Source organism: Chloracidobacterium sp. N (genome assembly GCF_018304765.1).
Taxonomy (GTDB): Bacteria; Acidobacteriota; Blastocatellia; order Chloracidobacteriales; family Chloracidobacteriaceae; genus Chloracidobacterium; species Chloracidobacterium aggregatum.
In genome coordinates, this window is sequence record NZ_CP072642.1 from 2,374,321 (window position 1) to 2,397,612 (window position 23,292).

Annotated in this window: 21 protein-coding genes; 8 read left to right on the forward strand and 13 right to left on the reverse strand. The window is 61.4% G+C overall.

The window, feature by feature from the left end:
• The 6 genes from nuoK to J8C05_RS09975 all read right to left on the reverse strand — a co-directional run bounded on the left by nuoK (position 1) and on the right by J8C05_RS09975 (position 6,882).
• A complete protein-coding gene (gene nuoK, locus J8C05_RS09950; RefSeq protein ID WP_343316625.1) occupies positions 1–411 on the reverse strand; it encodes an NADH-quinone oxidoreductase subunit NuoK in 411 nt (136 codons plus the stop codon).
• An 18-nt stretch (positions 412–429) separates the two neighbouring features.
• On the reverse strand, positions 430–1,014 hold the full coding sequence (locus J8C05_RS09955) for an NADH-quinone oxidoreductase subunit J (RefSeq protein WP_211422043.1): 585 nt from the start codon (positions 1,012–1,014) through the stop codon (positions 430–432).
• A 53-nt stretch (positions 1,015–1,067) separates the two neighbouring features.
• Entirely contained in the window at positions 1,068–2,435 is a 1,368-nt protein-coding gene (gene nuoH / locus J8C05_RS09960; protein ID WP_343316626.1) for an NADH-quinone oxidoreductase subunit NuoH, read from the reverse strand.
• Positions 2,432–3,568, reverse strand: a complete 1,137-nt coding sequence (locus J8C05_RS09965) for an NADH-quinone oxidoreductase subunit D (RefSeq protein ID WP_459543825.1) — start codon at positions 3,566–3,568, stop codon at positions 2,432–2,434. Before J8C05_RS09965 ends, nuoH begins: the two co-directional genes overlap by 4 nt.
• A gap of 76 nt (positions 3,569–3,644) precedes the next feature.
• Positions 3,645–4,439 (reverse strand): NADH-quinone oxidoreductase subunit C, encoded by a 795-nt coding sequence (locus tag J8C05_RS09970; RefSeq protein ID WP_211422044.1) that lies wholly within the window; start codon positions 4,437–4,439, stop codon positions 3,645–3,647.
• Positions 4,440–4,740: 301 nt separating this feature from the next.
• Positions 4,741–6,882 (reverse strand): radical SAM protein, encoded by a 2,142-nt coding sequence (locus J8C05_RS09975; RefSeq protein WP_211422045.1) that lies wholly within the window; start codon positions 6,880–6,882, stop codon positions 4,741–4,743.
• A 790-nt stretch (positions 6,883–7,672) separates the two neighbouring features.
• On the opposite strand from J8C05_RS09975, the gene J8C05_RS09980 reads away from it, so the two are divergent.
• Complete coding sequence (locus tag J8C05_RS09980) at positions 7,673–8,074, forward strand: zinc-ribbon domain containing protein (protein ID WP_063896876.1); 402 nt, start codon at positions 7,673–7,675, stop codon at positions 8,072–8,074.
• Positions 8,075–8,271: 197 nt separating this feature from the next.
• Here the strand turns inward: J8C05_RS09980 and J8C05_RS09985 are convergent, their stop codons facing one another.
• Together J8C05_RS09985 and J8C05_RS09990 are read right to left on the reverse strand one after the other, a co-directional pair.
• Positions 8,272–9,450 (reverse strand): S1C family serine protease, encoded by a 1,179-nt coding sequence (locus J8C05_RS09985; protein ID WP_058868056.1) that lies wholly within the window; start codon positions 9,448–9,450, stop codon positions 8,272–8,274.
• A gap of 23 nt (positions 9,451–9,473) precedes the next feature.
• On the reverse strand, positions 9,474–10,301 hold the full coding sequence (locus J8C05_RS09990) for an SDR family oxidoreductase (protein ID WP_211422046.1): 828 nt from the start codon (positions 10,299–10,301) through the stop codon (positions 9,474–9,476).
• A gap of 175 nt (positions 10,302–10,476) precedes the next feature.
• Here J8C05_RS09990 and J8C05_RS15635 point away from each other — a divergent pair, with 175 nt between their 5' ends.
• The 4 genes from J8C05_RS15635 to J8C05_RS10005 all read left to right on the forward strand — a co-directional run bounded on the left by J8C05_RS15635 (position 10,477) and on the right by J8C05_RS10005 (position 14,900).
• The gene (locus J8C05_RS15635) at positions 10,477–10,599 is read left to right on the forward strand and encodes a hypothetical protein (protein WP_256444015.1); all 123 of its coding nucleotides are present in this window, start codon (positions 10,477–10,479) and stop codon (positions 10,597–10,599) included.
• A 121-nt stretch (positions 10,600–10,720) separates the two neighbouring features.
• Complete coding sequence (locus J8C05_RS09995) at positions 10,721–12,076, forward strand: DUF92 domain-containing protein (RefSeq protein WP_014100526.1); 1,356 nt, start codon at positions 10,721–10,723, stop codon at positions 12,074–12,076.
• Positions 12,077–12,134: 58 nt separating this feature from the next.
• Complete coding sequence (locus tag J8C05_RS10000; RefSeq protein ID WP_211422047.1) at positions 12,135–14,033, forward strand: bifunctional serine/threonine-protein kinase/formylglycine-generating enzyme family protein; 1,899 nt, start codon at positions 12,135–12,137, stop codon at positions 14,031–14,033.
• 78 nt (positions 14,034–14,111) lie between these two features.
• Positions 14,112–14,900 carry a formylglycine-generating enzyme family protein gene (locus J8C05_RS10005; RefSeq protein ID WP_211422048.1) on the forward strand — a complete coding sequence of 263 codons (789 nt, stop codon included), beginning with the start codon at positions 14,112–14,114 and terminating at the stop codon, positions 14,898–14,900.
• A 40-nt stretch (positions 14,901–14,940) separates the two neighbouring features.
• Here the strand turns inward: J8C05_RS10005 and J8C05_RS10010 are convergent, their stop codons facing one another.
• From J8C05_RS10010 to epsC, 3 genes are read right to left on the reverse strand one after another with little or no spacing between them, the layout of a single operon-like run.
• Entirely contained in the window at positions 14,941–15,834 is an 894-nt protein-coding gene (locus J8C05_RS10010; RefSeq protein ID WP_148264023.1) for a dTMP kinase, read from the reverse strand.
• A gap of 48 nt (positions 15,835–15,882) precedes the next feature.
• The gene (locus J8C05_RS10015) at positions 15,883–16,578 is read right to left on the reverse strand and encodes a dTMP kinase (protein ID WP_041569875.1); all 696 of its coding nucleotides are present in this window, start codon (positions 16,576–16,578) and stop codon (positions 15,883–15,885) included.
• 57 nt (positions 16,579–16,635) lie between these two features.
• The gene (gene epsC / locus J8C05_RS10020; protein WP_246840695.1) at positions 16,636–17,556 is read right to left on the reverse strand and encodes a serine O-acetyltransferase EpsC; all 921 of its coding nucleotides are present in this window, start codon (positions 17,554–17,556) and stop codon (positions 16,636–16,638) included.
• Positions 17,557–17,735: 179 nt separating this feature from the next.
• Here epsC and hppD point away from each other — a divergent pair, with 179 nt between their 5' ends.
• On the forward strand, positions 17,736–18,854 hold the full coding sequence (hppD, locus tag J8C05_RS10025; RefSeq protein ID WP_211422049.1) for a 4-hydroxyphenylpyruvate dioxygenase: 1,119 nt from the start codon (positions 17,736–17,738) through the stop codon (positions 18,852–18,854).
• 101 nt (positions 18,855–18,955) lie between these two features.
• Here hppD and thpR read toward each other — a convergent pair whose 3' ends face one another.
• On the reverse strand, positions 18,956–19,546 hold the full coding sequence (gene thpR / locus J8C05_RS10030) for an RNA 2',3'-cyclic phosphodiesterase (protein WP_211422050.1): 591 nt from the start codon (positions 19,544–19,546) through the stop codon (positions 18,956–18,958).
• A 48-nt stretch (positions 19,547–19,594) separates the two neighbouring features.
• A complete protein-coding gene (locus J8C05_RS10035) occupies positions 19,595–21,556 on the reverse strand; it encodes a ligand-binding sensor domain-containing protein (RefSeq protein WP_211422051.1) in 1,962 nt (653 codons plus the stop codon).
• 157 nt (positions 21,557–21,713) lie between these two features.
• On the opposite strand from J8C05_RS10035, the gene J8C05_RS10040 reads away from it, so the two are divergent.
• Positions 21,714–21,950: a DUF465 domain-containing protein gene (locus tag J8C05_RS10040; protein WP_058868046.1), complete on the forward strand. Its 237-nt coding sequence runs from the start codon at positions 21,714–21,716 to the stop codon at positions 21,948–21,950.
• Between the two features lie 174 nt (positions 21,951–22,124).
• On the forward strand, positions 22,125–23,273 hold the full coding sequence (locus tag J8C05_RS10045; protein ID WP_211422052.1) for a M48 family metallopeptidase: 1,149 nt from the start codon (positions 22,125–22,127) through the stop codon (positions 23,271–23,273).
• The last annotated feature ends 19 nt before the right edge of the window (positions 23,274–23,292 follow it).

A 23,292-nucleotide genomic window follows, 5' to 3' on the forward strand; every position in this document is an offset into this window, starting at 1 on the left:
TCACCACTTGAGCAGGTTGATTTCGTCAGCCGCCACCGTTTCGCGGTTGCGGTACAGCGCCAGAAGCAGTCCCAGCCCCAGCGCGGCTTCGGCCGCGGCCACCACGATGACGAAAATCGTCATGACGTGGCCGTTGTAGGCATAGAGACTCCCCTGGGTCTGCCAGTAGCGCGCGAAGGCAATGAAGTTGAGATTGGCTGCGCTCAGCATCAGTTCCACCGACATAAAGATGACGATGATGTTGCGCCGGATGAGCACGCCGCCGATGCCAATGCTGAAAATGATGGCGCTCAGCACCAGAAACTTCGAGGTATCCACCTCCTTCAGCCCCTGGAGGTAACGCTCCATAAACGATGGTTCAGCAACCTGCCGGGCGGCCCAACCGGCCGCCAACGCCAAAAACGTCATCATCGGGTTTTCTCCCAGGGTCTAGTCGTAGGTTTCTTCCTGTCTGCGGTCACGCGCCAGCAGGACTGAACCCACAATCGCCATCAGCAGCAATACGGAAGCGATCTCGAAGGGCAGGACGGCGCGCGTGTACAGCGTCACGCCCAGCGTCTCCGTATCGGACGAGATCACACCGGCCGGGGCATTCGGGTCAGGGCGGGCATTCTCGATAGCCATGCGGTCGGCTGATGGGCGCGTTTTGAAGAAGCCCCCCCGCTGCTGCGTGTAGGTCACAGCGCCCAGCAGCGAAAGCCCCACCAGCGCCGCGATGACCGCCCCCGCCTTGTCCTGCCGGTTGAATGGATTTTCGACTTCGCTGCGGGTGTTGACGAGCATCAGCACAAACAGAAACAGCACCAGAATGCCGCCCACATAGACCAGAATCTGCGCCCCGGCCACAAATTCCGCCCGCAGCAGCAGGAACAGTGCCGCCGTGGCAATCAGCGTCGAAATCAGAAACAACGCGCAGTGAACCGGATTGCGCGCCGACACGGTAAAAACGGCAGCAAAGAGCGCCACCAGCGTCAGCATCCAGAAGAAGACGGCTTCCCAGCCAACGAGCAACATACTTCTCCCCTTTCACCCAGCGGACCGACCGGCCATTACGGGCATCGCCCCGGTCAGACTCCGGCCGGCTTGACGCCGGGCGACAGCTTGACCTTGCGCGTGCTGATGGGAATCGTCGTCCGCTGCGCGCGCAGGTTGAAACTCTTGGAATTGCGGTTGATGGCGTTGAGCAACGCCAGAATCGGAAACGCCGACAGAAGTCCGGCAACAGTGAAAAACACCTTGCCCTGCCAGTCCATTTCCAGTACGCCGCCGACGGAGCGCACCAGACCCAACTCTTTGCCAATGAGGAATATGGTGGCCGTCAGGACGATGTTGGCCAGCGCCGCCGGCATCAGCCACTTCCAGCCCAGCTCCATGAGCTGGTCGTAGCGGTAGCGGGGAAACGTCCAGCGCATCCAGATGAAAAGATAGAGGATGAGACCACACTTGATAGCAAAGGCCGTGACGCCGATGAGCGTCAGGACGGCTTCGCGGTACGCTTCAGGCGCCCGCGCGGCAATGGCGTCCATCCCCGGTACATACCATCCGCCCAGGTAGAGCGTCGCCCCAATCGCCGAAACGACGACCATGTTGGCGTACTCGGCAATGAAGAAGATGGAGAACCGAAAGCCGCTGTATTCCGTGTGAAACCCGCCGACCAGCTCGGACTCCGCTTCGGCCAGATCAAATGGCGCGCGGTTTGTCTCGGCCACAACCGAAACCAGAAAGACGATGAACGAGGGAAACAGAAAGAGAACAAACCACACGCCGAGACTTTTCTGGGCCTCAACAATGCCCTGCATCGAAAACGTGCGGGTGAAAATGAGCGCCGAGACAATCGTCAGCCCAATGGCGGCTTCATAACTCACCATCTGCGCTGAAGACCGCAGCGCACCGAGCAGCGGATACTTGCTGTTCGACGCCCAGCCGCCCAGGATGATACCCAACACCCCAACTGACGAAACCGACAGGATGAACAACAGACCGATGTTGATGTTGGTGATGCTGGCGTAGTGGGGGCCGTAGGGCAGGACCGCCAGAACAATGAACGCACACACCATACTGATGATGGGCGCCAGCGTAAAAATGGTCTTGTCGGCCTTGAAGGGAATGACATCTTCCTTGATGAGCAGTTTGATGCCATCGGCAGCCGGCTGGAGCAGTCCCAGCGGACCCGTGCGATTGGGTCCGACCCGCACCTGAATCCACGCGCTCACCTTGCGTTCCGCCAGCGTCAGATACGCCACGGCGGTCAACACCACGACCAGCATGACGCCAACCTGAATGAGCGGCCACACGATGAAATCCGCCGCGTCGGTTGCCGTCAGGTTGGCGGTTATCCATGTCGGCAGGTACGTGTAGAGCCACTCCACCAGCGACTCAATCCACTTCGGGGATGCGTTCAGCGCCAGCATCCAGGGCCAAGAGGTCATCATCATCGGTCAATCTCACCCAGCACAATATCGAGCGAACCAATCACGGCCACGACATCCGACACGAGCGAACCAATGGCCATCTTGCGCAATGCGCCCAAGTTAACAAATGAAGACGGACGCATGCGCAGCCGGTAGGGCTTTGTTCCCCCATCGGAAACCAGATACAGCCCCAACTCGCCTTTCGGGCCTTCGACCGAGTGATACACCTCGCCGGCCGGAACACGTATGACTTTTGGAACCTTTCCCATCACCGGGCCATCCGGCAGCCTGTCGAGCGCCTGCATGATGATGCGGCGGCTCTGGCGCATTTCTTCCATGCGCACAAGGTAGCGGTCGAAGGTATCGCCGTTTTCGCCAATCGGGATGTCAAACTCCAGGTCGGCATAGCACTCATAGGGATCGGTCTTGCGCACATCGTAATCTACACCTGACCCGCGCAGCGGTGCCCCGGTCAGGCCCAGACTGATGGCGTCTTCGGCCGAGATAACCCCAATCCCAACGGTACGCCCCAGCCAGATGCGGTTTTCGTTGAGCAGCGTCTCGTACTCCTCCAGCCGCTTGGGAAACAGGTCACAGAAGGCACGTACCTGAGCCTCAAACTCCGGGTAGGCGTCATAGGTCATCCCGCCAATCCGAAAGGCGTGGCAGGTCAGACGCGCCCCAAAGAAATTCTCGAAAATTTTGAGAATCTCCTCCCGCTCGCGGAAGGCATACAGAAAGACCGTAAAGCCGCCGATGTCGAGGGCGTGCGTCGCCAGCCACAGCAGATGGCTCGACAGCCGGTTGAGTTCGGTCAGAATGACCCGGAGGTACTGCGCCCGGGGCGGCACTTCAATCCCCATGGCTTTTTCGACCGTTTCGACATAGAGCAGCCCGTTCGAGACGGCAGCAATGTAGTCCAGGCGGTCGAAATACGGCGCAATCATCGGATAGAGCCGGTTCTCGAAGATTTTTTCCGCGCCCCGGTGGAGATAGCCAATGTCGCAGTCGAGGTCCACGACCCGCTCCCCATCGAGCTTGAGGATGACCCGCAGCACACCGTGCGTCGAAGGATGCTGCGGCCCCATGCTGAGTACCATCTGGTCAGCGTCAAACAGGGTCTCGGTATGATGTGTCACGAGCGGAATTTGGTTCATACGTCCTTCCTCACAGCGTTTCGGGCGCGCAGCCTGGGGAACGGTGCAACGCGGACAGGGGCATCGGGGTCAGCCATTATTCAAACTTCCCGGTGAGATCAGCCCCTTCCGGGATTTCAAGGATGTTCAGGTTCTCCGTCACCCACTCGTTGGGACGGTATTCAACCGGGTACTCCTTGCGGAGCGGAAACCCAACCCAGCCCTCCGGCAACAGGATGCGGCGCAGATCGGGGTGCCCCTCGAAGCAGATACCGAACATGTCGTACACCTCACGCTCCAGCCAGTTGGCCGTCGTCCAGATGTCACAGACGGTGTAGATGGGCTGTTCCTCCGGCAGCTCCGCCTTGACCCGCAGCCGCCGGTTTTCCGCGATGGAATACAACTGATAGACCACCTCGAAGGCCTTGCGGTCGGGGTAGTGAACAGCGGTGACATCCGTAAGCATGTCAAACCTGATGGAGGCGTCGTAGCGCAGATACCAGAGCAGATCGCGCGCGCGTTCCGGCGCCACCCGCAGGATTTGCTGCCCATTGCTGGTGACAGCCTCTTTGATGTCGTCCTGAAAAGCCGCGCGCAGGGACGCAATGAAGGAGTCGTCCTTGATTTCGGCATAAGCTGGTACGGCTTCTTTCTTGGCGGCGGCCTTGGCCGGGGCCTTGGCGGCGGCCTTGGCCGGGGCTTTGGCCGGTGCGGCCGGGGCCGCAGACTCGCCTTCCGGCGGTGCTGCCGCCGCCGCTTCACGGGCGGCTTTCGCCGCCGCCGCCTTGGCCTTGGCAGCGGCTATCTTGGCCTCACGTTCCGCATCCGGCGTGGCTCCCGCTTCGGAAGCCGGCGGCGCGGCGTCTGGTGTCGGCTTGGTTTCCTCAGACATGCGTTGCAAAAACCCCAATCTGGTGCAGGTTTGGGCGTCCTACAGGGGCGGAGACACCCTGCGCACGGGCTGCTTATAGCCCAGTGCAGGCACTGGTGACGAGTGTCCTTTCCGCCTTTTTTCCGTTGCAAGTATATGATTCTGAATATGTTAGAAAACTCACGCTGCCCATTCGGCGCCATTTGCGGGACGGGCGGCAGGTGAACCTGCCGTGGCTAAACCGGAGATAACGACGGGCACCAAAAAGGGCGGGGTTGTGTCACCCCGCCCCAGTCTTCAGGGATAGCGTGGCTGCCGGCAGTTACTTCGTCGCCGGCCGCCCATGGCTGCCGGCCGCGGTGGCGACGGCAACCGTGTTCGATGGGGACGGCCCGGCGGCCACGGGGCTCACCCCGTTCCCATGGACAGCGCCGGCGCCGTTGGCGGCGGCTTTTTTGGCACGCCCAAGCTGAACGAGCTTGGTTTCGCCGTTCTTGATGCCAAGCACTTTCTCCCGGAAAAGCTTTTCCATCATCCGCTTTTCTTCAGCCGCGGTCATCGGCACTTCTTCATCACGTGGACGAACGCGGGCCGCATCTTCGGGGTTGACGTTGAGGCTGTAGGGGGCATTCGGCAGCTCGACGTTCCGCCCCTTGGCGTAGATTTCGTGCTTGCCGTGCTCCTTGTACCACTTCGCCACCGTGGCGTTCTTGTGCATTTCCTCGATGATGTTCCGCCAGCCAACGCCGGTGTTGTAGGCGCAGAAGGAAATTTCACCTTCCTGGGTGCCATAGGGGATGATGCACATCTCCGTCCGCCGGAAGTCATAGTTGAACAGGTCCTGAAACCACATGCCGGCAATGAACAGGAAGTTCCACCGGTCACGCCGGCGTTTCTCGATGTCTTCCCGCGTCCGGTTGCCCTTGACGCTGCCGTAGTCCCGCCCCGAAATGCCCAGCGACTTGTCGAACTTTTCAATCAGGGACTTGAGCGTGAAGTGCGTTGGCGACTTGTAGGGGTCATAGTTCCGCAGCAGTGACAGGGCCATCATAAACGACGAGAAGGCGCGCCCACGGCCGGCGTCCGTAATCGCCTGCATGTCCTTGAGAAGCTGCGGCACATTGATGAACTCCGGCACCGGCACCATCTCCTTGGTTTCCTTGTCAATCATCACGGCCGTCCCGACGCCGCAGTTGGGGTGACAGCCACAGCTCAGATGCCCGAACTGGGCTTCCGGCCCGTGGGCCAGATCGGCAAAGTCGGCAATCGTGCTCATGACGGAAATCGGAAACCAGTCACGGGTCGGCTCCGTGATGCCCACCTGCTCTTTGACATCATGCGCGAGGTGCGAGAGCGTGTAGCGTTGGCGCAGCCGCCGCTCGTCGGTGATGTCTTCGTCCCGCCCGGTAAAGGAAACCGGCTGGAAGGAGATGAAGGCAATTTTCTTGGGATTGTCCAGGGCAAAACGAATCACCGGGGCCACCTGATCGTTGGTGACGCCGTTGACCAGCGTGACGACGAGCACGATTTCCACGCCAGCTTCGTGCAGGTTTTCAATCGCCCGGAGTTTCACATCAAACAGGTTCCCAACCTGCCGGTGGCTGTTGGCGTCGTTGCCGATGCCGTCGAACTGGAGATAGACGTACCGCAGGCCGGCTTCGGCTGCCTTGCGGCAGAACTCCTTGCTCTTGGCAAACTCGATCCCGTTGGTGGCGCACTGGACGCTGTTGTACCCCAACTCACGGGCATACCGGATGGCCTCGAAGAAGTGGGGCGACAAGGTGGGCTCTCCGCCGGAAAACTGCACGGACATCTGCCGCCGCGGCTTGATGCTGATGGCGTTGTCGAGGATTTCCTTCACCTCTTCGAGCGACAGTTCATGGACGAAGCCAACCTGGTTGGCGTCCATAAAGCACGGGTCGCACATCATGTTGCAGCGGTTGGTCAGGTCAATGGTCAGCACGGAACCGCGTCCGTGCTTGATGGAACTCGTGCCGTGGTTGTGCAGTTTGGCATCGTTGTGGGCATCAATGTCGCGCCCTGGAAACTGGGCCTCGATGTGGGCCAGAAAATTGGCATCAATGGCCATCAGGTCCTCAAAGCGGCCGTGGACCGGGCACTCTTTCTCCATCCAGACTTCATCCCGCCCGGTCTCCGGGTTGTGGCGCTTGACGATCTGAGCCTTGATTTCCCCCACCCGCTCGTTGATGAGGATGGTGTAATCCACCTCACCGCTCAGAATTTTCTCGCGCGCCTCCTTGACACACTTCGGGCACAGCGAGTCGGTCGTCCGTGGCCAGCCGAGCGTTGGTTTGGTCTTCTGCCATGACTTGAGCATGGGCTTGTCAGACCACTTGGGCGTGAAGGAAGGGGCTGGGCGGTACTTGTTGACTGACTGTATGGCTTCAAACAGCCCTCCTGCGAGCTTCGACAACGCCTTTTCAGCGTGTTTGATGGGCTTCATGAGTCCTGTGTTTCTCCTGTGTGGGTGTAGTGATTCCCCGGTGATGAGTTTCTGACTTCGGGTAACAAACTTTGGTTGCACCCGTTGCCACCTGGTGAGCACCGCGCAACCGGCATCAACCGAACAGTTTCAGCCAAGGTTAATCAAGCCAGCAGATGCCTGTCAGGATGCTGCCCGTGGGTGAAAATACAGAAACCGTCCTTTGATGCGCACGCATCTTGTTGTCCGTCCTCCAAGGTGTCAAGACGAACCCGTGCAGCGCCAGTGTATCCGCTGTTCTTCATGCACCTGGAGCCGGTGCGCCCAAGCCGTACGGGCAGTTCCGGGGATTGCCCCTACCACTCGCCATTCGCCACTCGCCACTCACAGGTTCCACAAAGCTTCCACAGGGGACTGTAAACAACCGGTGAGAAGCCACACTAACTCTTACCCACTAAACCGAACAAAAAAAAAGATTTCAATCTATAGATGGAGATAACTCGAAGTCTCTCAACAATTTGCCTTGGATGCACCGCTTCGCTGCCGGATGTGAGCGCAAAAGAGGGCTTGACACTTACTTTAGCCTTCAATAGATAACTCTCTGTCCAGAAAAGATTTCACAGATTCATCCAAGGGTGAGCAAGGGGAACGCACCACCAACCGGTCGCGGCAGCGGAGGGTTGTCTTTTCCACAGCGCCGGGTGCTGTCGGACGGCGGGTGGTGGCAGAAGCGGAAGTATCGGTCAGGGTAACACCCGCGCCCCGCATCTTGCGGCAGGAAGGGAGACACGCAGAAGGAGCAACATGGATTATGGAAGCTGAGGACAAAGCACTTACACCGGTGTTTGAAGACATCCACCTCAACTGTGTCGAGTGTGGCGCGCCTTTTGTCTTCACCGTCGGGGAGCAACAATTTTTCTCTGACAAGGGACTGAAAAATCCACCGAAACGCTGCAAGCCGTGCAAAACACGCAAGAACGAGCGTTTCAACCAACTGCTGAGCATGATGGCGACGGATGGGAGCCGTCCGCGCATCCAGGTCGAAGTGGAATGTGCGGAGTGCGGTATCCAGACGACCGTGCCATTTTTACCAACGCAGGGGCGCCCGGTGCTCTGCCGGGATTGCTTCGTCCGCGCCCAGGTCACGGCACAAGTCACGACACCAGCCTGTACCAAACCAACCGTCAAGTACGTGCCGCCCACCGCGGCCTGATCCTTTCGCCACAGAACATGGGAGACCAAGCAGGCTGAGGGCAGCCACCGACGAGCCGGGTTCGCCACTTCAACCCCAGCGAAAGGCCCACGACGTTTCATGAACGCATCACACGGGCGATGTCACGGCAACACAGCCGTTGACATCGCCTTTTTTCAGCCCGTTGTGCGCTCCCGGTGGCTTTCCCCGACCGGTGGCTACGCGCTCGGTCGTTCCTGTAACGTCACGCTGACCGTCAGTGTCTGTCCGGTGCGCACGATGGTCACGGGGATGGTTTCGCCGATTTTTTTCTCCCGGAGCGAACGATACAAATCCTCATTGGACCTGATGGGTACGTCACCCACTTTGACCAGCACATCCCCAACGATGATCTGTCCGCCCCGCTGGATGACCCGGTCACTGGCATACAGGCCCGCCTGTGCGGCCGGGCCGCGCGGTGCCAGTCCTGTCAGAATCAGCCCCTCACTGACCGGCAGGTTCAGCCGCTGCGCCAGCCGGGCGTTGAGCTGATACGTTCCGGTAATCCCCAACCACGGACGGCGTACCCGGCCATATTCGAGCAGGTCGGGGATAATCTGCCTGGCAATATCCACCGGAACGGCAAAACCGATGCCGACGCTGCCTCCGCGCGGGGAATAAATTGCCGTATTGATGCCGATCATCTCGCCAGCCGAGTTGAGCAGCGGGCCGCCGGAGTTGCCGGGATTGATGGACGCATCGGTTTGGATGACATTCTCGATGGTGCGTCCATTCTCACTGCGGAGCGGCCGTCCCAAGGCGCTGATGATGCCCGAGGTAAGGGTCTGGTTCAGTCCAAATGGATTGCCGATGGCCAGAACCTTCTGCCCGACTTTCAGGTTACGTGACGACCCCAGCGGCACGACGCGCAGGCGCTCCGGCGGCGCCTGGATGCGGATGATGGCCAGGTCATTGTCCGGGTCCGCTCCGACGACCGTCGCCGGATAGGAAGTGTTGTCGGCCAGGGTGACATCCAGCCGGCTGGCCCCCTCGATGACGTGGTAGTTGGTCAGGATATGACCTTTGGTATCAATGATCGAACCCGACCCGCTTCCCTGCTGAGGATAGGCCCCAAAAAAGAAGTCTTCGACAAACGAGGTCGTGTTGATGTTGACCACGCCGGGGCTGACCCGCTCGTACACGCTGATGTTGTTGCGCTCATCGGCATCGAGTTGCGGGGGGGCCGCCTCCGGCAGCGGCTCGGAGCCGGAATTGACCGTGGAAGGCAGGGGCGGCGGTGTCTGCCGGGCATCGAGCCATTTGGCGGTGAAGTAGGCAGCAACTGTAATGCCACCGCCGCCAATAATGGAAGCTGCAATGACCAACCAGATGACTTGGCGAATCGTCAGGCGAAGCATGGTCCGTACCAAAAGGGTTGCATTCAGATGAAAAAGTCCGGCAGCAGTTCGGCCGAAGCGTCTATGGCGTAGGGCGTGAAGTCGGTAACGCCAGCGCTCCGCAAAACGTCTTCGTCAATGAAGAAGTTGCCCGTGCAGGCGCGGCTCGGCTGGGTCAGAATGGCATAGGCGGCATCGGCCATGATTTCCGGCTTCCGGCAGCGCCGAATCGTCTCGTCGCCACCGAGCAGGTTGCGGACGGCAGCCGTAGCAATCGCTGTGCGCGGCCACAGCGCATTGACCGCCACGCCCTGTTCACGAAACTCCTCGGCCATGCCCAGCACGCACATGCTCATGCCGTACTTGGCCATGGTGTAGGCCACGTGGGGCGCAAACCACCGGGCTTCCATGTTGAGCGGCGGTGAGATGTTGAGGATATGCGGATTGTCCGCCTTGAACAGGTGCGGCAGACACGCCTGCGAGCAGACGAACGTGCCACGGGTGTTGATCCGGTGCATCAGGTCATACCGCTTCATGGGCGTTTGCAGCGTCGGGGTCAGGCTGATGGCGCTGGCGTTGTTGACCAGAATATCAATGCCGCCGAAGGTTTCGACCGTCTGCGCCACGGCTGCGGCCACCTGGTTTTCGTCCTGAATGTCCACGACAAGCGGCAGGGCTTTTCCGCCAGCGGCTTCAATTTCCGCTGCTGCCGTATAGACAGTTCCGGGCAGCTTCGGGTGAGGTTCGGCCGTTTTGGCGGCAATGGCGATGCGGGCGCCATCGCGTGCAGCCCGGAGGGCAATGGCCAGCCCAATCCCACGGCTGGCGCCGGTAATGAACAGCGTCTTTCCGGTCAAATTGGCGGTTGTCATTGGCAGTCTTCCATTTTGGTCCAAGGTGCGGCCACCGGGAAATGCCCTGCGGGCCGGACTGTCTTGTAACACAAGTGTCCGGGAAAAAGGGCGTCTTTCCTACGGATGGACTGTGTTAGCATGGGTTCAACAAGCGTCCCACACTTGAACACTGCAAGTCATGGAGGGAGTCGCCATGGAAGACATCAGCAAGGTTGCCTGGGCGTGGTTTGGGGTTTTGCTGGCAATTTGCCTGATCGGGGCTTTTGGTAACTACGTGCCAAAGCTCTTCGTCAAAATGCTTATGTTTCTCAACTGAGGCTTTTCCTTACCGGGGGCAATGCCTGTACAAAGGTTTGCCCGACCGGGACGAGTTCAGTAGGTTGAAGGCAGGTGGCACTGGCGTCCCCTGCCTTTTCCTTTTGAAGTGAGTATGCGTCATGGAAGTCTTCGATCCCGCCTGGCGTGCAGCGTCGCTGGCTGGCGCAGCGGACAGCTCGGAGATGCGCCGGCGGCTGGTGCATGTCGGTATGGGGATTTTCGCCCTGGCCGTCGTTTCGTTCTGGCAAACCCTGTTGATGGGGCTGTCCGGGTTGGCTCTGGCCTGGGTACTCCCCAAGTGGATGCCCAGCCTGCTCCGCCCGCATGAGCAGGCGCAGGGTTACTCAGTGGGCGTCATCGCCTACCCGGCAGCGGTAGTGGTGCTCACCCTGATCTTTCCGAAGGACTTGTGGGTTGTGGCCGGCGGCTGGGCCATGATGGCGTACGGGGATGGCATGGCGGTGGTCTGTGGGCAGGGCATCCGCGGCCCGAAGCTGTGGTGGAATCCACGGAAAAGCCTCTTCGGAACACTGGGATTCATCCTGTTCGGATGGCTGGGCACACTCGTCACAGTGCTCGTGGTAGGCGGCCATCCCTTCACGCCACTGGGACTCGCCCTGGTCATTCTGGCGGCCGCTGGCGTGGCAGCGCTGCTGGAGTCGCTGCCCTATGACATCTGCGACAATCCCCTCGTGGCCGGTTCGGCGGCTGGCGTGCTGTTCCTGGCCACCCAACTCGACTGGACGGCCTGGCAGGCCGCCCAGGCCGGCGTCCTTGCCCGGCTGCCCTTGGCCTTGGCGCTGGCCGTCGTTCTGGGGCTTGTCGCCCGCGCGACGAAATCCGTGGACTGGTCGGGGGCGCTCACCGGCGCCGGCTTTGCGCTGATCCTCTATGCAACGCTGGGCTGGCTGGGAGTGGGCGGACTCATGGCGTTTTTCATTGTCGGCACAGTCGCCTCGAAAATCGGCTATGAGAAGAAGCGCGCCAAGCGTACGGCGCAGGAAATCCGTACCTGGCGCAATGCCGTCGCCAATGCCGGCGTTGCGGCCTTGTGTGCCCCCCTGGTTGTCCTGACACCTCATGCCGGACTCTTTACGGTTGCCGTCCTGGGCTCATTTGCGGCGGCGGCTTCAGACACCGTGGCCGGAGAAATCGGCCGGGTCTATGGCGGCGTGCCCTACTCGATCACGACCTGGCGGCGCGCCCGGATTGGTGACAACGGCGCGGTGTCCGTCATTGGTCTGCTGGCCGGGTTGCTCACGGCCATTGCCTTTGGCGCGCTGGCCTACGCTGCCGCCGATGCCAATCTGCACCGGGCGGTCTGGTGCATTGCCATCGGGGGCATGGGCGGCAACCTGATGGACAGCCTGCTCGGCGCTACGGCTGAAAACGCCGGCTACCTGGACAACGAAGCCGTCAACTTCGTCTGCACGCTGTGCGGCGCGCTGCTTGCCGTTTTGCTTTTCGCGTTGTAAAAGCGAAGGCAAACCTGAGAGTTGGCACAAGGCGCAACGTGCGGCGAGGTAGCGTGGCATGACGCTTCTCCAAAACCGGTATCTTCTGGGTGAGGAACTCGGCCGGGGTGCGTTCGGGAAAACGTATCTGGCCACAGACACGCACTCGCCCTCGAACCGGAAGTGTGTTGTCAAGGAACTGATCTGGAGCGGCGACCCAGAGATGGCCGATCAGGTGCGCGAGCGCTTCCGACGGGAAGCCATCCTGCTGGAAAGTCTGGGGCGCGACTCGCAGGGGGGCATTCCCGAACTGTATGCGTACTTCAGCGAGAACGAGCGCCATTACCTGGTTCAGGAATGGATTGACGGTGAGACCCTCACGCAAAAGCTGAAACGTGAAGGGCCCCAGACGGAAGCCGCCACGGTGCATCTGCTCCTGGGGGCGCTCCGGGTGCTGGACTACATCCACACGGGACTGACCCCGATCATTCACCGCGACATCAAGCCGGACAACATCATGCTGCGCCGTGCCACGGGGCAGGTCGTTCTCATTGACTTCGGTGTGGTCAAGGAAGTGACCCACACGGATGGTTACACCATGCAGACCGGGACGAGAGGGTATATGCCGCCGGAGCAGGTGGTCGGACGGCCCACCTTTGCCAGTGACCTCTATGCTCTGGCCATGACCGCCATTACCTATGCTACCGGTCGGCATCCACATTCCCTCGCAAACCAGGACCGCCTGGAACTCGACTGGCGCGGGATGGCCCCGGAGATTTCCCCGGCGCTGGCCGACCTTCTGGACCGGGCCATCCGATACGACCCGCAGGAACGGTTTTCATCGGCTCGGGCGTTTGCGCTGGCGATTATCCAAACACTTCGTCTGCCGGCATCGGAGGCAAACGACTGGCTGGCACCCAGCCGAAGCACGAATGCCAACGTCAGCCGGGCCACAGACCCCCTGCCTTTTACACAACTTTCGGCAACCCAACCGGCAGGTGGATTCCTGGACTCACCGACGATACCGCTGTTGTCCGTGCCGTCATCCCCTTCCAACAACCCCTCCATTCCACCGACCTACCGGGGACAACCATCCGCCCGCCAGCCGGAACAGTCCGGACCAATGCCGTCCCCGGTATCCACCCGACTTGTTTTACCGCTGGTGAGTGTCAGCCTGGCCCTGGTTCTGTTCGTTGGCGCCGGACTGCTGATGTGGCGGATGTTTACCCCGGCATTGAATCAATCCACGGCGTCATCCAAATCAACCAGGGACGAGTCAGAGGGGAAGACAGCACGCCCGTCCGTGGCCCCCCCCGACATGGTTCTGATTCCAGGTGGCGTCTTTCAGATGGGCAGCCCGAGCGCGGAAGACCCGGCCCACCAGGTCACTGTCAGTTCTTTCTTTATTGACAAATATGAAGTGACCAATGCCGCCTACGCTGCCTTTGTCAAAGCCACGGGACACCCGGCGCCACCGGGCTGGAAAAACGGCACGTATCCGAAGGGCAAGGATAACCACCCGGTAGGCAATGTTTCCTGGGAAGATGCCCGGGCCTATGCCGCCTGGGCTGGGAAACGCCTGCCGACAGAAGCTGAGTGGGAATTTGCCGCCCGTGGAACCGAAGGCCGCCGCTATCCTTGGGGGAACGAATTTGCCCGCTGGCGGCTCAACTCGGCTGAAGCCGAAGTGGGACACACCGAAACCGTCGGCAGTTTTCCGACCGGCGCCACACCGGAGGGTGTGTTTGATTTGGCGGGGAATGTCGCTGAGTGGACGGCCTCTGATGACGCACCCTATCCGGGAAGCGCCCGCAAGCCGGTGCCTGGAACCAAGATCGTGCGCGGCGGTGGGTTTTCGCTGCCAGGCAAGTATGCGTCGGCGACAAAACGTACCCAGGTCCCACCTGACACCCGCGACCCGGCGCTGGGTTTTCGCTGCGCGCGGGATGTCGAACTGCCACCGTCCAAAAACCAATAAACTGATGCCCCAGCCTCACAGCCCATGCCTGCCCGACGTACCCATCCTGTGAACGGGATACTTGCCTGTGTACTCGGCATGAGTCTCTTCAACCTGGGTTTTATCAACCGGGCCTGGGGACAGGGCGACAACCCCTTCAGGAAAGAGCCGTCCAGGAAAGAGCCGGTCAGGCGCAAGACCGTCCGCAAACCACCCTCCGCTTCACGCCCAACCGCCCCGCCGACACCGGCAACTTCCACTACGCAGCCAGCCAACCCCACAACACCAGCAAGTCCAGCCACGCAGCCGGCCAATGTGCCATTGCCGCCGGCCTCCCGTCCCCTGGTCAACACCCTGGGCATGGAAATGATTCCACTTCGCTTCAACGGGCAGGTCCTGTACTTCAGCAAGTATGAAGTCACCCAGCAGCAGTGGTACGCCGTGATGGGCAACAACCCCAGTTACCAACGGGGCGACACCGTGCCGGTCAACCGCGTTTCGCTGGAGGATGTCTTGCAGTTTATCGAGACGCTCAACCAGTTGGAACGCAACAGCTCCTTCCGGTACCGCCTGCCAACCGTCGAGGAGTGGGAATTTGCCGCCCGGGGCAGTGGTTCACCTGGTCTCGACGCCGTGGCCTGGTACCAGCCCAATTCGGGCGGGCGGCCCCGTCCCGTCGGCGGCAAACAGCCCAACGGGTTTGGCCTGCACGACATGTTTGGCAATGTCTGGGAGTGGTGTGCCGGCGGATTCATCCGCGGCGGCGCCTATGACAGCCCTGCCGAGCAGTGCAGTCCGAGGGGCGGGCGCATAGAATCGCCGCAGAGACGCGACAGCAACATCGGCTTTCGGTTGGTGGCGACACCGGTCGCGGAGTCACCCCCTTAGTGACGCCTGGCCCTCCGCCACACCGCCGGATTGGAACCCGTCAGGATTTCTTCGCTGTCCTGCGCCGCGCCGCCGACGGTTTGTGGTTGTCAGCCGCCGCTGCTCCGGTAATGCCTTTCAGCTTGCTGGCTTCGACTTCACTTAGCGACACGATAGCTTCGCGCCGACCTTCCAGATCGGCTTCAGCCGCAGCAACACCGGCTTTGGAAGGCGGATTCAAAGCCGCCGGTATCTCTACAACCGGGGCGACCTTGGGCAGTACCCTCCGAATCTTGCGCTGCAACACGCTGAACACCTTGTTGACGGTCTGGGTCGCGTCCACCGTCTCAAAATCATACTGCCGCGCCAGTTGATCGAAGGTTGCCAGCAGCCGGGTCTGGTACTGCACGAAGCAGTCATACATGTCATCGCCCGGCAGAAAATCCATCCCGGATTCCCAGTAATCAAAGCCGGTACTCGTCAGCACCCGCGGAATGAGATGCGCCAGGTCAATCTTCAGATAGAACACCGCATCCGGCTTGAGGGCAAAACCATAGACACTCTGAATCCAGTCCAGTGCCGCGCCGCGCACAATGGCACGCGCCATCAGTGAATACACATAGCGGTCGGTCAGGACGATGAACCCCGCCCGCAGTGCCGGAATCATCTGGTTTTCCAGACGGTCGGCCAGGTCAGTCGCATAAAACAGGTCCATGGTCCTGGCGCCAAGGGTGTGACCTTCCTTGGCTTTCTTGAGGCCGCGCCCGGCAAGCAGCGAGCGCGTCAGTCCGGTGTCCAGGACGGCAAACCCGGAGGATTCGAGCCAGGTTTTGAGCAGGGCAATCTGGGTCGAGCGCCCGACGCCATCCGTGCCTTCGAGAACGATCAGGCGGCCCGGCAGGTCTTTTTCCTGAAAGCCCGGAAGTCCGGCGCCAAAAAACTGAACCTTTGTCATAAGGTACTCCAACGTTGACCGTCGCAGGACGGCCGCCACGGCATCCACTCACCGCCGGCGACGGCGAAACTGTGGATCGCGCAGAACATCCTTCAGGTGTGGCTTGACGAGACTGCGCACGATCCGCTGCTGTTCGGTAATGGGAAGCGTGGCGTCAATGACCGTCAGGTTATACTCCTCCACGAGTCGCTCGTATTCCTCCAGTATCTTGCCCTGAAAGATACGGAACGACTCATAAGGGTCCTCTGACCAGCCCATGTCGAGACCGGCTTCGTAGTATTTCAGCTCCGGCCGCCCCACCAGAATGCGGTCCAGCGCCGTTTCCAGCGGTACACGAAAATAGAACCCGATGGTTGGTGGAACGGCAAAACCATAGACCTTGCGGACCCAGTTGCGGTCGTTACCCCGGACGGAATCCCGTGCAAAGGCCGTGTAAACGTAGCGGTCGGCTAGCACAATCGCCCCGGCTTTGAGCGGAGGAACAATCTCGCGCTCGGTACGGTCGGCAAAGTCCGTCGCATGAATCAAACTGAACGTGGTCGGAGAAAGGGAATGGGTTTCCTTGCCGAGCTTGGTTGTCTTTTTGACGAGCGGCGAGGAGTTCCACGCACTGAAAAAAACGCAGTACCCTTCGGCAATCAGCCACTTGTGCAACAGATCAAGTTGCGTGCTTTTGCCCGAACCATCAATCCCTTCAACGATAAACAGTTTCCCGGGAAATCCAGTTGTCAAACCAGCTTGCATGTTGTTGCTCCAGGCGGCCGGCCGCGCCCTGTGGCCACAGTGGCCGCGCCAGGCCGTTCAGGTCGTGCGCGCCGTTTCTGTACGGGTCACAATCCGTATGTGGGGTTCTTCGATGACGACCTTGCTGTAGGGCGCGACGGAGTGCGTCAGCCACACATTACCGCCAATGACGCTGCCCCGTCCAATGACCGTCTCGCCGCCCAGAATGGTGGCCCCGGCATAGATCACCACATCGTCCTCAATGGTCGGATGCCGCTTGATGTGGCGGACCAGCGAGCCGTTGGCATCCTTGGGAAACGACAGCGCACCCAGGGTCACGCCCTGGTACAGCTTGACGTTGTTGCCAATGACCGTCGTCTCCCCAATCACCACGCCTGTGCCATGGTCAATGAAGAACCGCCGGCCAATCTGTGCGCCGGGATGAATGTCAATCCCCGTCCGCCCGTGAACATACTCGGACATGATGCGCGGAATGAGCGGCACGCCACGGGTGAACAGATCATGGGCGATGCGGTGGACAAAAATCGCCTGCACACAGGGATAGCTCAAAATCACTTCATCGTGGTCATGCGCGGCCGGGTCGCCCAGGTATGCCGCCTCCACATCTTCGGCCAGCATCTCCCGGAGCGCCGGCAGCCGGTCGAGCAGGTCCCACACAATGGCCTCGGCTTCCGCCTGGCAATCCGAACATTCCGCACAGTGTTCCCTGGGCAGCTTCCGGTCGTGGCACAGCGCCAGCGCAATCTGCTTTGGCAACTCAGCGGCAATGTCTTCCACCAGCCCCCTGACCCGTTCCCGTGTGGCCGCCTGCGCCACGATGCCGTAATACCCCGGAAGCAGTAGTTCCCGAAAGTCAAGCAGGGTTTTGATGATGGCGTCGCGTGACGGAAGTGACCCATGGTTGGTCTGCAACACGGACGGCGACGTATATGCCTGCATCAACGCCTGAACGGCGTGGGTCAATCGGGAGTGCGTCATGGCAGAACACTTGTGGCGGGCCGGGTGATAACGGCCGCGACCACAACTCTAAACGAGAACCGCCCGGACGTGAAACCATTCCGATGCCTTTGTGCCGTGGAACACCTTGCACATCGGGCCCGGCCGGATGACAATCAAATGTGCGTTTTCTTACCTGCTCTCCAGGGGGTTATCATTCTATGTCCGCACCCAAAGAAGCAACCCGGCACGAGCGCGCGCCGCTGGCCGTGGCGGATTTCGACCACGTTGAGTTTTACGTCGGCAATGCAAAGCAGGCGGCCCATTTCTACCGTACGGCGTTCGGCTTCGACATTGTGGCCTACCGCGGCCCCGAAACCGGCGTGCACGATTGCGTATCATACGCCCTCCAGCACGGGACGATTCGCCTGGTCGTCACCGGTGCGCTCACCCCGGACCACCCGGTTGCCGAACACGTCCGCCGGCACGGCGATGGTGTTCAGGCCGTAGCTTTTCGCACCCCGGATGTCGTCGGGGACTTCACCCGGGCCGTCGAACGTGGCGCGACGGCGCATCGCGCGCCGGAAACGCTGCGTGATGACCACGGCATCGCGCATATCGCCGAAATTGCCGCCTATGGCGACACGATCCACCGTTTCGTCGGCCGCGACGACTACACCGGCCCATTCCTGCCCGGCTTTGTGCCGCGCCTGGTCAAGGCCCCGCACACCGGCTTTCTCCACCGCATTGACCACGTGGTGGCCAACGTCGGCTGGCACCAGATGGAAACGTGGGTGAAGTTCTACGAAGACATTTTCGGCTTCTTCCAGTTCCGGCACTTCGACGAGAAAGACATTTCGACGGAATACACGGCGCTGCGGTCAAAGGTGATGGCAAGCCCGAACCTGGCCATCAAACTGCCCATCAACGAGCCGGCCGAAGGCAAAAAGCGGTCTCAAATCGAGGAATACGTGGATTTTTACGGCTCGCCCGGCGTCCAGCACATCGCCATTGCCACGCCGGACATCATCGGGGCCGTGTCCCGGTTGCGGGACAACGGCGTGGAGTTGCAGAGCGTCCCGGCAACCTACTACGACACCATCACGGAACGGGTCGGCAACATCGAAGAAGACCTCGCCGTGCTGCGCGATCTCAACATCCTCATTGACCGGGATGACCAGGGCTACCTGCTTCAGATTTTCACCAAGCCGGTTCAGGACCGGCCGACGGTGTTTTTCGAGATCATCCAGCGCAGGGGCAGCGAAAGTTTCGGCAAGGGCAATTTCAAGGCACTGTTCGAGGCCATCGAACGCGACCAGGCCGCGCGCGGCACGCTCTGAACCGGAAACACCCTGTCCGCCGGAGCCGGAAATTCCGGCGCGCGGAGTGCCGGGGATGTCCAGCCAGCGGTACCCCGGCATTCTGGCGGCGTTTTGACCGCTCACCCGCCAGTGGAGTCGTCAGATGTCTGGCGCGGGCCGACCAGCAGAAAGCGTTGCTGTTCGGTGTAGATGGGCCCTGCCGGCGTCAGGGTGCTCTGGTAGAGCACGAGTGCATCGGCCCGGAAACCGGTTCGGGCCGGGGCAATATCCAGTTTCGGGGAGACGGTCAGGGTCGGGCGCATACGTCCCAGGGTGATGTGCGCGCGGAAAGGTCTTTCTTCGGGGGTCAGTCCGGCATCGCGGGCGCTGACTTCGGCCAGCGCCGCCAGCGCCATCAGCGGCGGTGTTTCCGGCACAAGACAGGCCAGTGTCCGGGGCTGCCGCGCCGAGGGAAACCAGCGCGGCTCGGTCAGTTCCAGCTCCAGACGCCCCGGCGCGCCGGGTCGGGAAAGTGCCGCTTCCAACCGGCCGACCAGCTCCGCCTGCACCGCCGGCGTCACCTCGCCCAGAAAGCGAATCGTCAGGTGCAGGTTGGTTTCCGCCACCCATTTCACCTGGTGCGCCCATGAAGCCTGCGTCAGCCGCCGTTGGTAACGGCACAGCACGGTCTGGGCGGCAGGGTCAGGCGCAAGGGCCAGAAAGGCGCGCATCGGTCGTTTTCTCCATTCCGGTACAGGGCGGCTGCCACGCACAGCCGCCTACTCAAAACGATACCTTTCAATGCGGGCCAGGCCGCCGGTCGTCCCCACAAACAGGGCGTCAGGACGAACCGCCAGCGCCGTGACGTTGGACGAGGGCAGTCCGCTCTGCCAGACACGCCATTGCCGCCGCCGAAGGTCATACACCAGCAGACCACGGTCGAGTGTTCCGACGTACAGCCGCTCGCCATCCGTCGCCATGGCGTTGAGGTTGACTTCGATGCCTTTCGTTTCAGGAAAGCGCACCATGTCGCCATTCGGATGCAGGGCGCAGACGCCGCCGCCGTAGGTCCCGACGTAGAGCAGGCCGTCCACACTCAGAAGGGCGCTAATCCAGTTGGCCGGCAGTTCCGCGTTGTCGGTGCGCCACGTCCGCACTACGCGCAGCCCGTCGAGTTCTGCCAGTCCAGCGAGCGTCCCAACGTAGAGCCGGCTGTCATGCACGGCGCAGCAGTACAGGTAGTTGCTTGGAAGCCCGTGAAAGGCCGTCAGACTGCGGCCGATGCCATCCTGCCAGAGGGTCAGCCCCTTGGCTGTGGCCACGGCCAGCGCCGCCGGGCCGCTTCCGCTATTGACCGGACACAGATGTGAGACGGCATTGCCGATCAGCATGGACGAGGCGGTATCGTAGCGCCGTACCACGCGGCCGTTGGACTCAAAAGCCACAATTCCCTGCGAGGTTGCCGCCAGCATCGGCGACAGACGCGACGTGGCGCACAGGTAGTTGATTTCGCGTACGGTTTCATCCTGCACGTGGCGCAGCACGTCGCCGGTTTCGGGGTCCAGAATGTCCAGCCCCTGCTCGAACGTGCCGACCCAGAGCCGTCCGGTGGCATCAAAGGCCAGGCTGGTCACATGGCCGGACTTCAGACGTTGCCTCGGACTTCCCGGACGGTCAAACCGCTCCCATTCAAAACCGCCATTGGCTTTGGGAGACACCACCTGCACTCCGTCTGGCGTGAGCGCCAGCAGCCGCTCGCCGACAACGGCCAACCTGACCTGACGGGGTGCCTTCGCCGACGCCTGGGCGGGAGACAGGCGCGCGGCGCGCAACATGGCTTCTGTCATCGGCTGGACTTCGACCACGCCGCCAACCACCAGCCCGGCGTAGAGTTTGCCCTGATGCACGGCCAGCGAGCAGACGTTGGCCTGGCGCGAAACCAGTTCGAGCTGTTCGTCGCGCGTCAGCCGCGCGATGCCGGCGTCGGTTGCCACGTACAGATGCCCGTCATGCCAGGCAAAGTCTGTCACGTGGGGGGAGGGCAGTCCGCTTGCCGGAGGCAGGTGTTGCAGACTGCCCTCCCGCCAGATGAACAGCCCCTGCGCCAGTGTGCCGACGTACAGGCGCGTCCCCTGGGCATGCAGCGCAGTGATGCCGGTCATGGGCGTCGCCTGCGGCGGCTGAAAGCGTTGGGCGAACACGCTGCCGTCGAAGTCATAGAGGCCGCCGTCGAGCAGCCCGATGATCAGGTAGTCTGGCGTAGCCAGCAGACAACTGACGTGGACGGCCGGCGGACGGCGAAACTCGTGCCGGATGAGTTTGGTGCCGTCGTATTCGAGCAGGCCCGCCGTGCGCGTCCCGATAAAGAGCCGGTCACGAAAGACGGCCAGCGCTGTCAGGGCGTGGTCGGGCAGGCCGTCAGCCGGTGTAAGCTGGCGGACTACCCTGCCATCGGCGGACAGAACCAGCAGCCCACCGTTGGTTGCGGCGTAGAGCTGTCCGCGAAACTCAACCAGCGCCTGGATGTCGGAAGTATCGAGCCAGAGCACAACGCCGCTGGTATCCGGCGCAGAGAGCGGCATTGAACGGATGTCCGGCTGGCCGGCCGCGGCCGCTGCCAGCCGTACTTCCTGAGCGGCCCGCCGGGCCGACCACCAGAACCACACCCCGGCCGCGGCCACGAGCAGGGCGGCCGGCCCCAGCGACAGCCGCAACGTACGTGACGACAGGGAGCGTATCACTACAGACACTCACTTGCGTTTGAAAACGCCGCGTAATACATTTGAAACCTCACCGCTTCACGAAACCTTCGCTTGTCCCTCACTGGTTTGCACCCTGTCCCGGTTTCGATGACCACCGCGCTCGTCCTATGCAGTTCTCACCAAGGAGAATACACCCATGAGTCTTGCCACGTTGGAGTCGCTCAAACAACACCTGTTCCAAACCCATGCGGAGTATCGCAGCCTCGTCCGTGAACACCAGCGCGCCGATGCCCGCTTGCAGGAAATTCTGGCGCTGCCCCACCCCCGCCCCGATGAACTGGAAGAATCCGCCCTGCTCAAACGTCGTAAGCTATACCTGAAAGACCGGATGGAAGAAATTGTACGCCAGCAGCAAGCTGGAGTGGCTGTGTAAGTTCCCCCTGACCGCCTTTTCCCGGTGAGGGACACACGCTTTGCGCACGAAGCGCCGCCTGTCACAGGTGGCGCTTCGTCGTTTTTGGCGCGGCCTGTGCTATAGGTTACGCGCCCCCGGCGCTTCGCCGGGCAGCCTGCCCGACGGGCAAGCCATTTCACAGCGAGGCACACCATGACAGCGCCACGACGGGAACGCATCCGTTTGCCCAGGCTGCGGGCAGCCGACTTTCAGCACCCACTGGACGTGGCGGCCCTGGATGCTGTCAAGCAGGCGCGCGGGCTGGACTTCATCATTCGCAAACTGAACGAGTACGGCTGGGAACGCTGGTTCCGGGTGACGAACACTGCCGACAACGTGCGCGTCACGCCCCGGCAGTGCAAGCGCATTCACGACCTGCTCCGTGAAGCCTGCGCCATTCTGGCCCTGCCGGAGCCGGAGCTGTATCTCGACCAGGACCCGATTCTCAACGCCTACACGTTTGGGACGGAACAGCCCTTCATCGTACTTCAGTCCGGGCTGGTGGATTTCCTGTCGGAGGATGAGCTGCTGGGTGTCATTGCTCATGAACTGGGTCATATCAAGTGCGGCCACGTGCTGTACAAGATGATGGCCAACTTCCTCTCGATCATCATCGAGCGGATTGGGGAAGCGACCTTTGGGCTTGGCTCGCTGGTGGGGACGGGCCTGCTGCTGGCACTGTACGAATGGGACCGCAAGGCCGAACTTTCCTGTGACCGGGCGGGGCTGCTGGTGGTCCAGGACCTGGACACCTATCTGACGTTGCTGCTGAAGCTGGCCGGGGGGAGTCGGGCGGTTTTTGACCAGCTCAACGTCGAGGAATTCCTGCGTCAGGCCGACGCCTACGAAGAACTCGACCGCGACCTGCTCAGCCGGGTGTACAAGTTCCTGCAGGTGTACCGGCGCACGCATGCTTTCCCGGCCGTCCGCGCCAAGGAAATCAAGCAGTGGGCGGAAACCGGTGCCTATGCGTCCCTGCTGGATGGGAGTTACTGGATGCGTCCGACGCCGCCCGATGACGTGCCGGGCCGGGCGTGGTCTCCGGCGGACAGCCCTAGTCCGCCGCCGACGGGCGGCGCGGTGGTGCTGCCGGTCTGTCCGGCCTGTGGTGCCGGACAGGTCGATCCCCAGGCGCGGTTCTGTTACCAGTGTGGGCATCCGATGGACCGGCCGGCGGCCAGGTCAGCCCTGCCGCCACCGTTGCCGGCAGAAACGGGGCTTCGTTGCCCCAACTGCGATGCGGTCATCTCGAAAAGCGACGTGTTCTGCCCGGTCTGCGGCTTGAACACACAACTTGGATGAGTCCAAAGCCAAGGACCTG

Coding starts and splice junctions, on each gene's coding strand:
- thpR (WP_211422050.1), bottom strand. CDS start 19,546: ATGCGCGCCTTTCTGGCCCTTGCGCCTGACCCTGCCGCCCAGACCGTG.
- J8C05_RS10040 (WP_058868046.1), top strand. CDS start 21,714: ATGAGTCTTGCCACGTTGGAGTCGCTCAAACAACACCTGTTCCAAACC.
- J8C05_RS10015 (WP_041569875.1), bottom strand. CDS start 16,578: ATGCAAGCTGGTTTGACAACTGGATTTCCCGGGAAACTGTTTATCGTT.
- J8C05_RS09955 (WP_211422043.1), bottom strand. CDS start 1,014: ATGTTGCTCGTTGGCTGGGAAGCCGTCTTCTTCTGGATGCTGACGCTG.
- hppD (WP_211422049.1), top strand. CDS start 17,736: ATGTCCGCACCCAAAGAAGCAACCCGGCACGAGCGCGCGCCGCTGGCC.
- J8C05_RS10005 (WP_211422048.1), top strand. CDS start 14,112: ATGAGTCTCTTCAACCTGGGTTTTATCAACCGGGCCTGGGGACAGGGC.
- J8C05_RS09995 (WP_014100526.1), top strand. CDS start 10,721: ATGGAAGTCTTCGATCCCGCCTGGCGTGCAGCGTCGCTGGCTGGCGCA.
- J8C05_RS15635 (WP_256444015.1), top strand. CDS start 10,477: ATGGAAGACATCAGCAAGGTTGCCTGGGCGTGGTTTGGGGTTTTGCTG.
- J8C05_RS09985 (WP_058868056.1), bottom strand. CDS start 9,450: ATGCTTCGCCTGACGATTCGCCAAGTCATCTGGTTGGTCATTGCAGCT.
- J8C05_RS09990 (WP_211422046.1), bottom strand. CDS start 10,301: ATGACAACCGCCAATTTGACCGGAAAGACGCTGTTCATTACCGGCGCC.
- J8C05_RS09980 (WP_063896876.1), top strand. CDS start 7,673: ATGGAAGCTGAGGACAAAGCACTTACACCGGTGTTTGAAGACATCCAC.
- nuoK (WP_343316625.1), bottom strand. CDS start 411: ATGATGACGTTTTTGGCGTTGGCGGCCGGTTGGGCCGCCCGGCAGGTT.
- J8C05_RS10010 (WP_148264023.1), bottom strand. CDS start 15,834: ATGACAAAGGTTCAGTTTTTTGGCGCCGGACTTCCGGGCTTTCAGGAA.
- epsC (WP_246840695.1), bottom strand. CDS start 17,556: ATGACGCACTCCCGATTGACCCACGCCGTTCAGGCGTTGATGCAGGCA.
- J8C05_RS09965 (WP_459543825.1), bottom strand. CDS start 3,568: ATGAACCAAATTCCGCTCGTGACACATCATACCGAGACCCTGTTTGAC.
- J8C05_RS09975 (WP_211422045.1), bottom strand. CDS start 6,882: ATGAAGCCCATCAAACACGCTGAAAAGGCGTTGTCGAAGCTCGCAGGA.
- nuoH (WP_343316626.1), bottom strand. CDS start 2,435: ATGATGATGACCTCTTGGCCCTGGATGCTGGCGCTGAACGCATCCCCG.
- J8C05_RS10045 (WP_211422052.1), top strand. CDS start 22,125: ATGACAGCGCCACGACGGGAACGCATCCGTTTGCCCAGGCTGCGGGCA.
- J8C05_RS09970 (WP_211422044.1), bottom strand. CDS start 4,439: ATGTCTGAGGAAACCAAGCCGACACCAGACGCCGCGCCGCCGGCTTCC.
- J8C05_RS10000 (WP_211422047.1), top strand. CDS start 12,135: ATGACGCTTCTCCAAAACCGGTATCTTCTGGGTGAGGAACTCGGCCGG.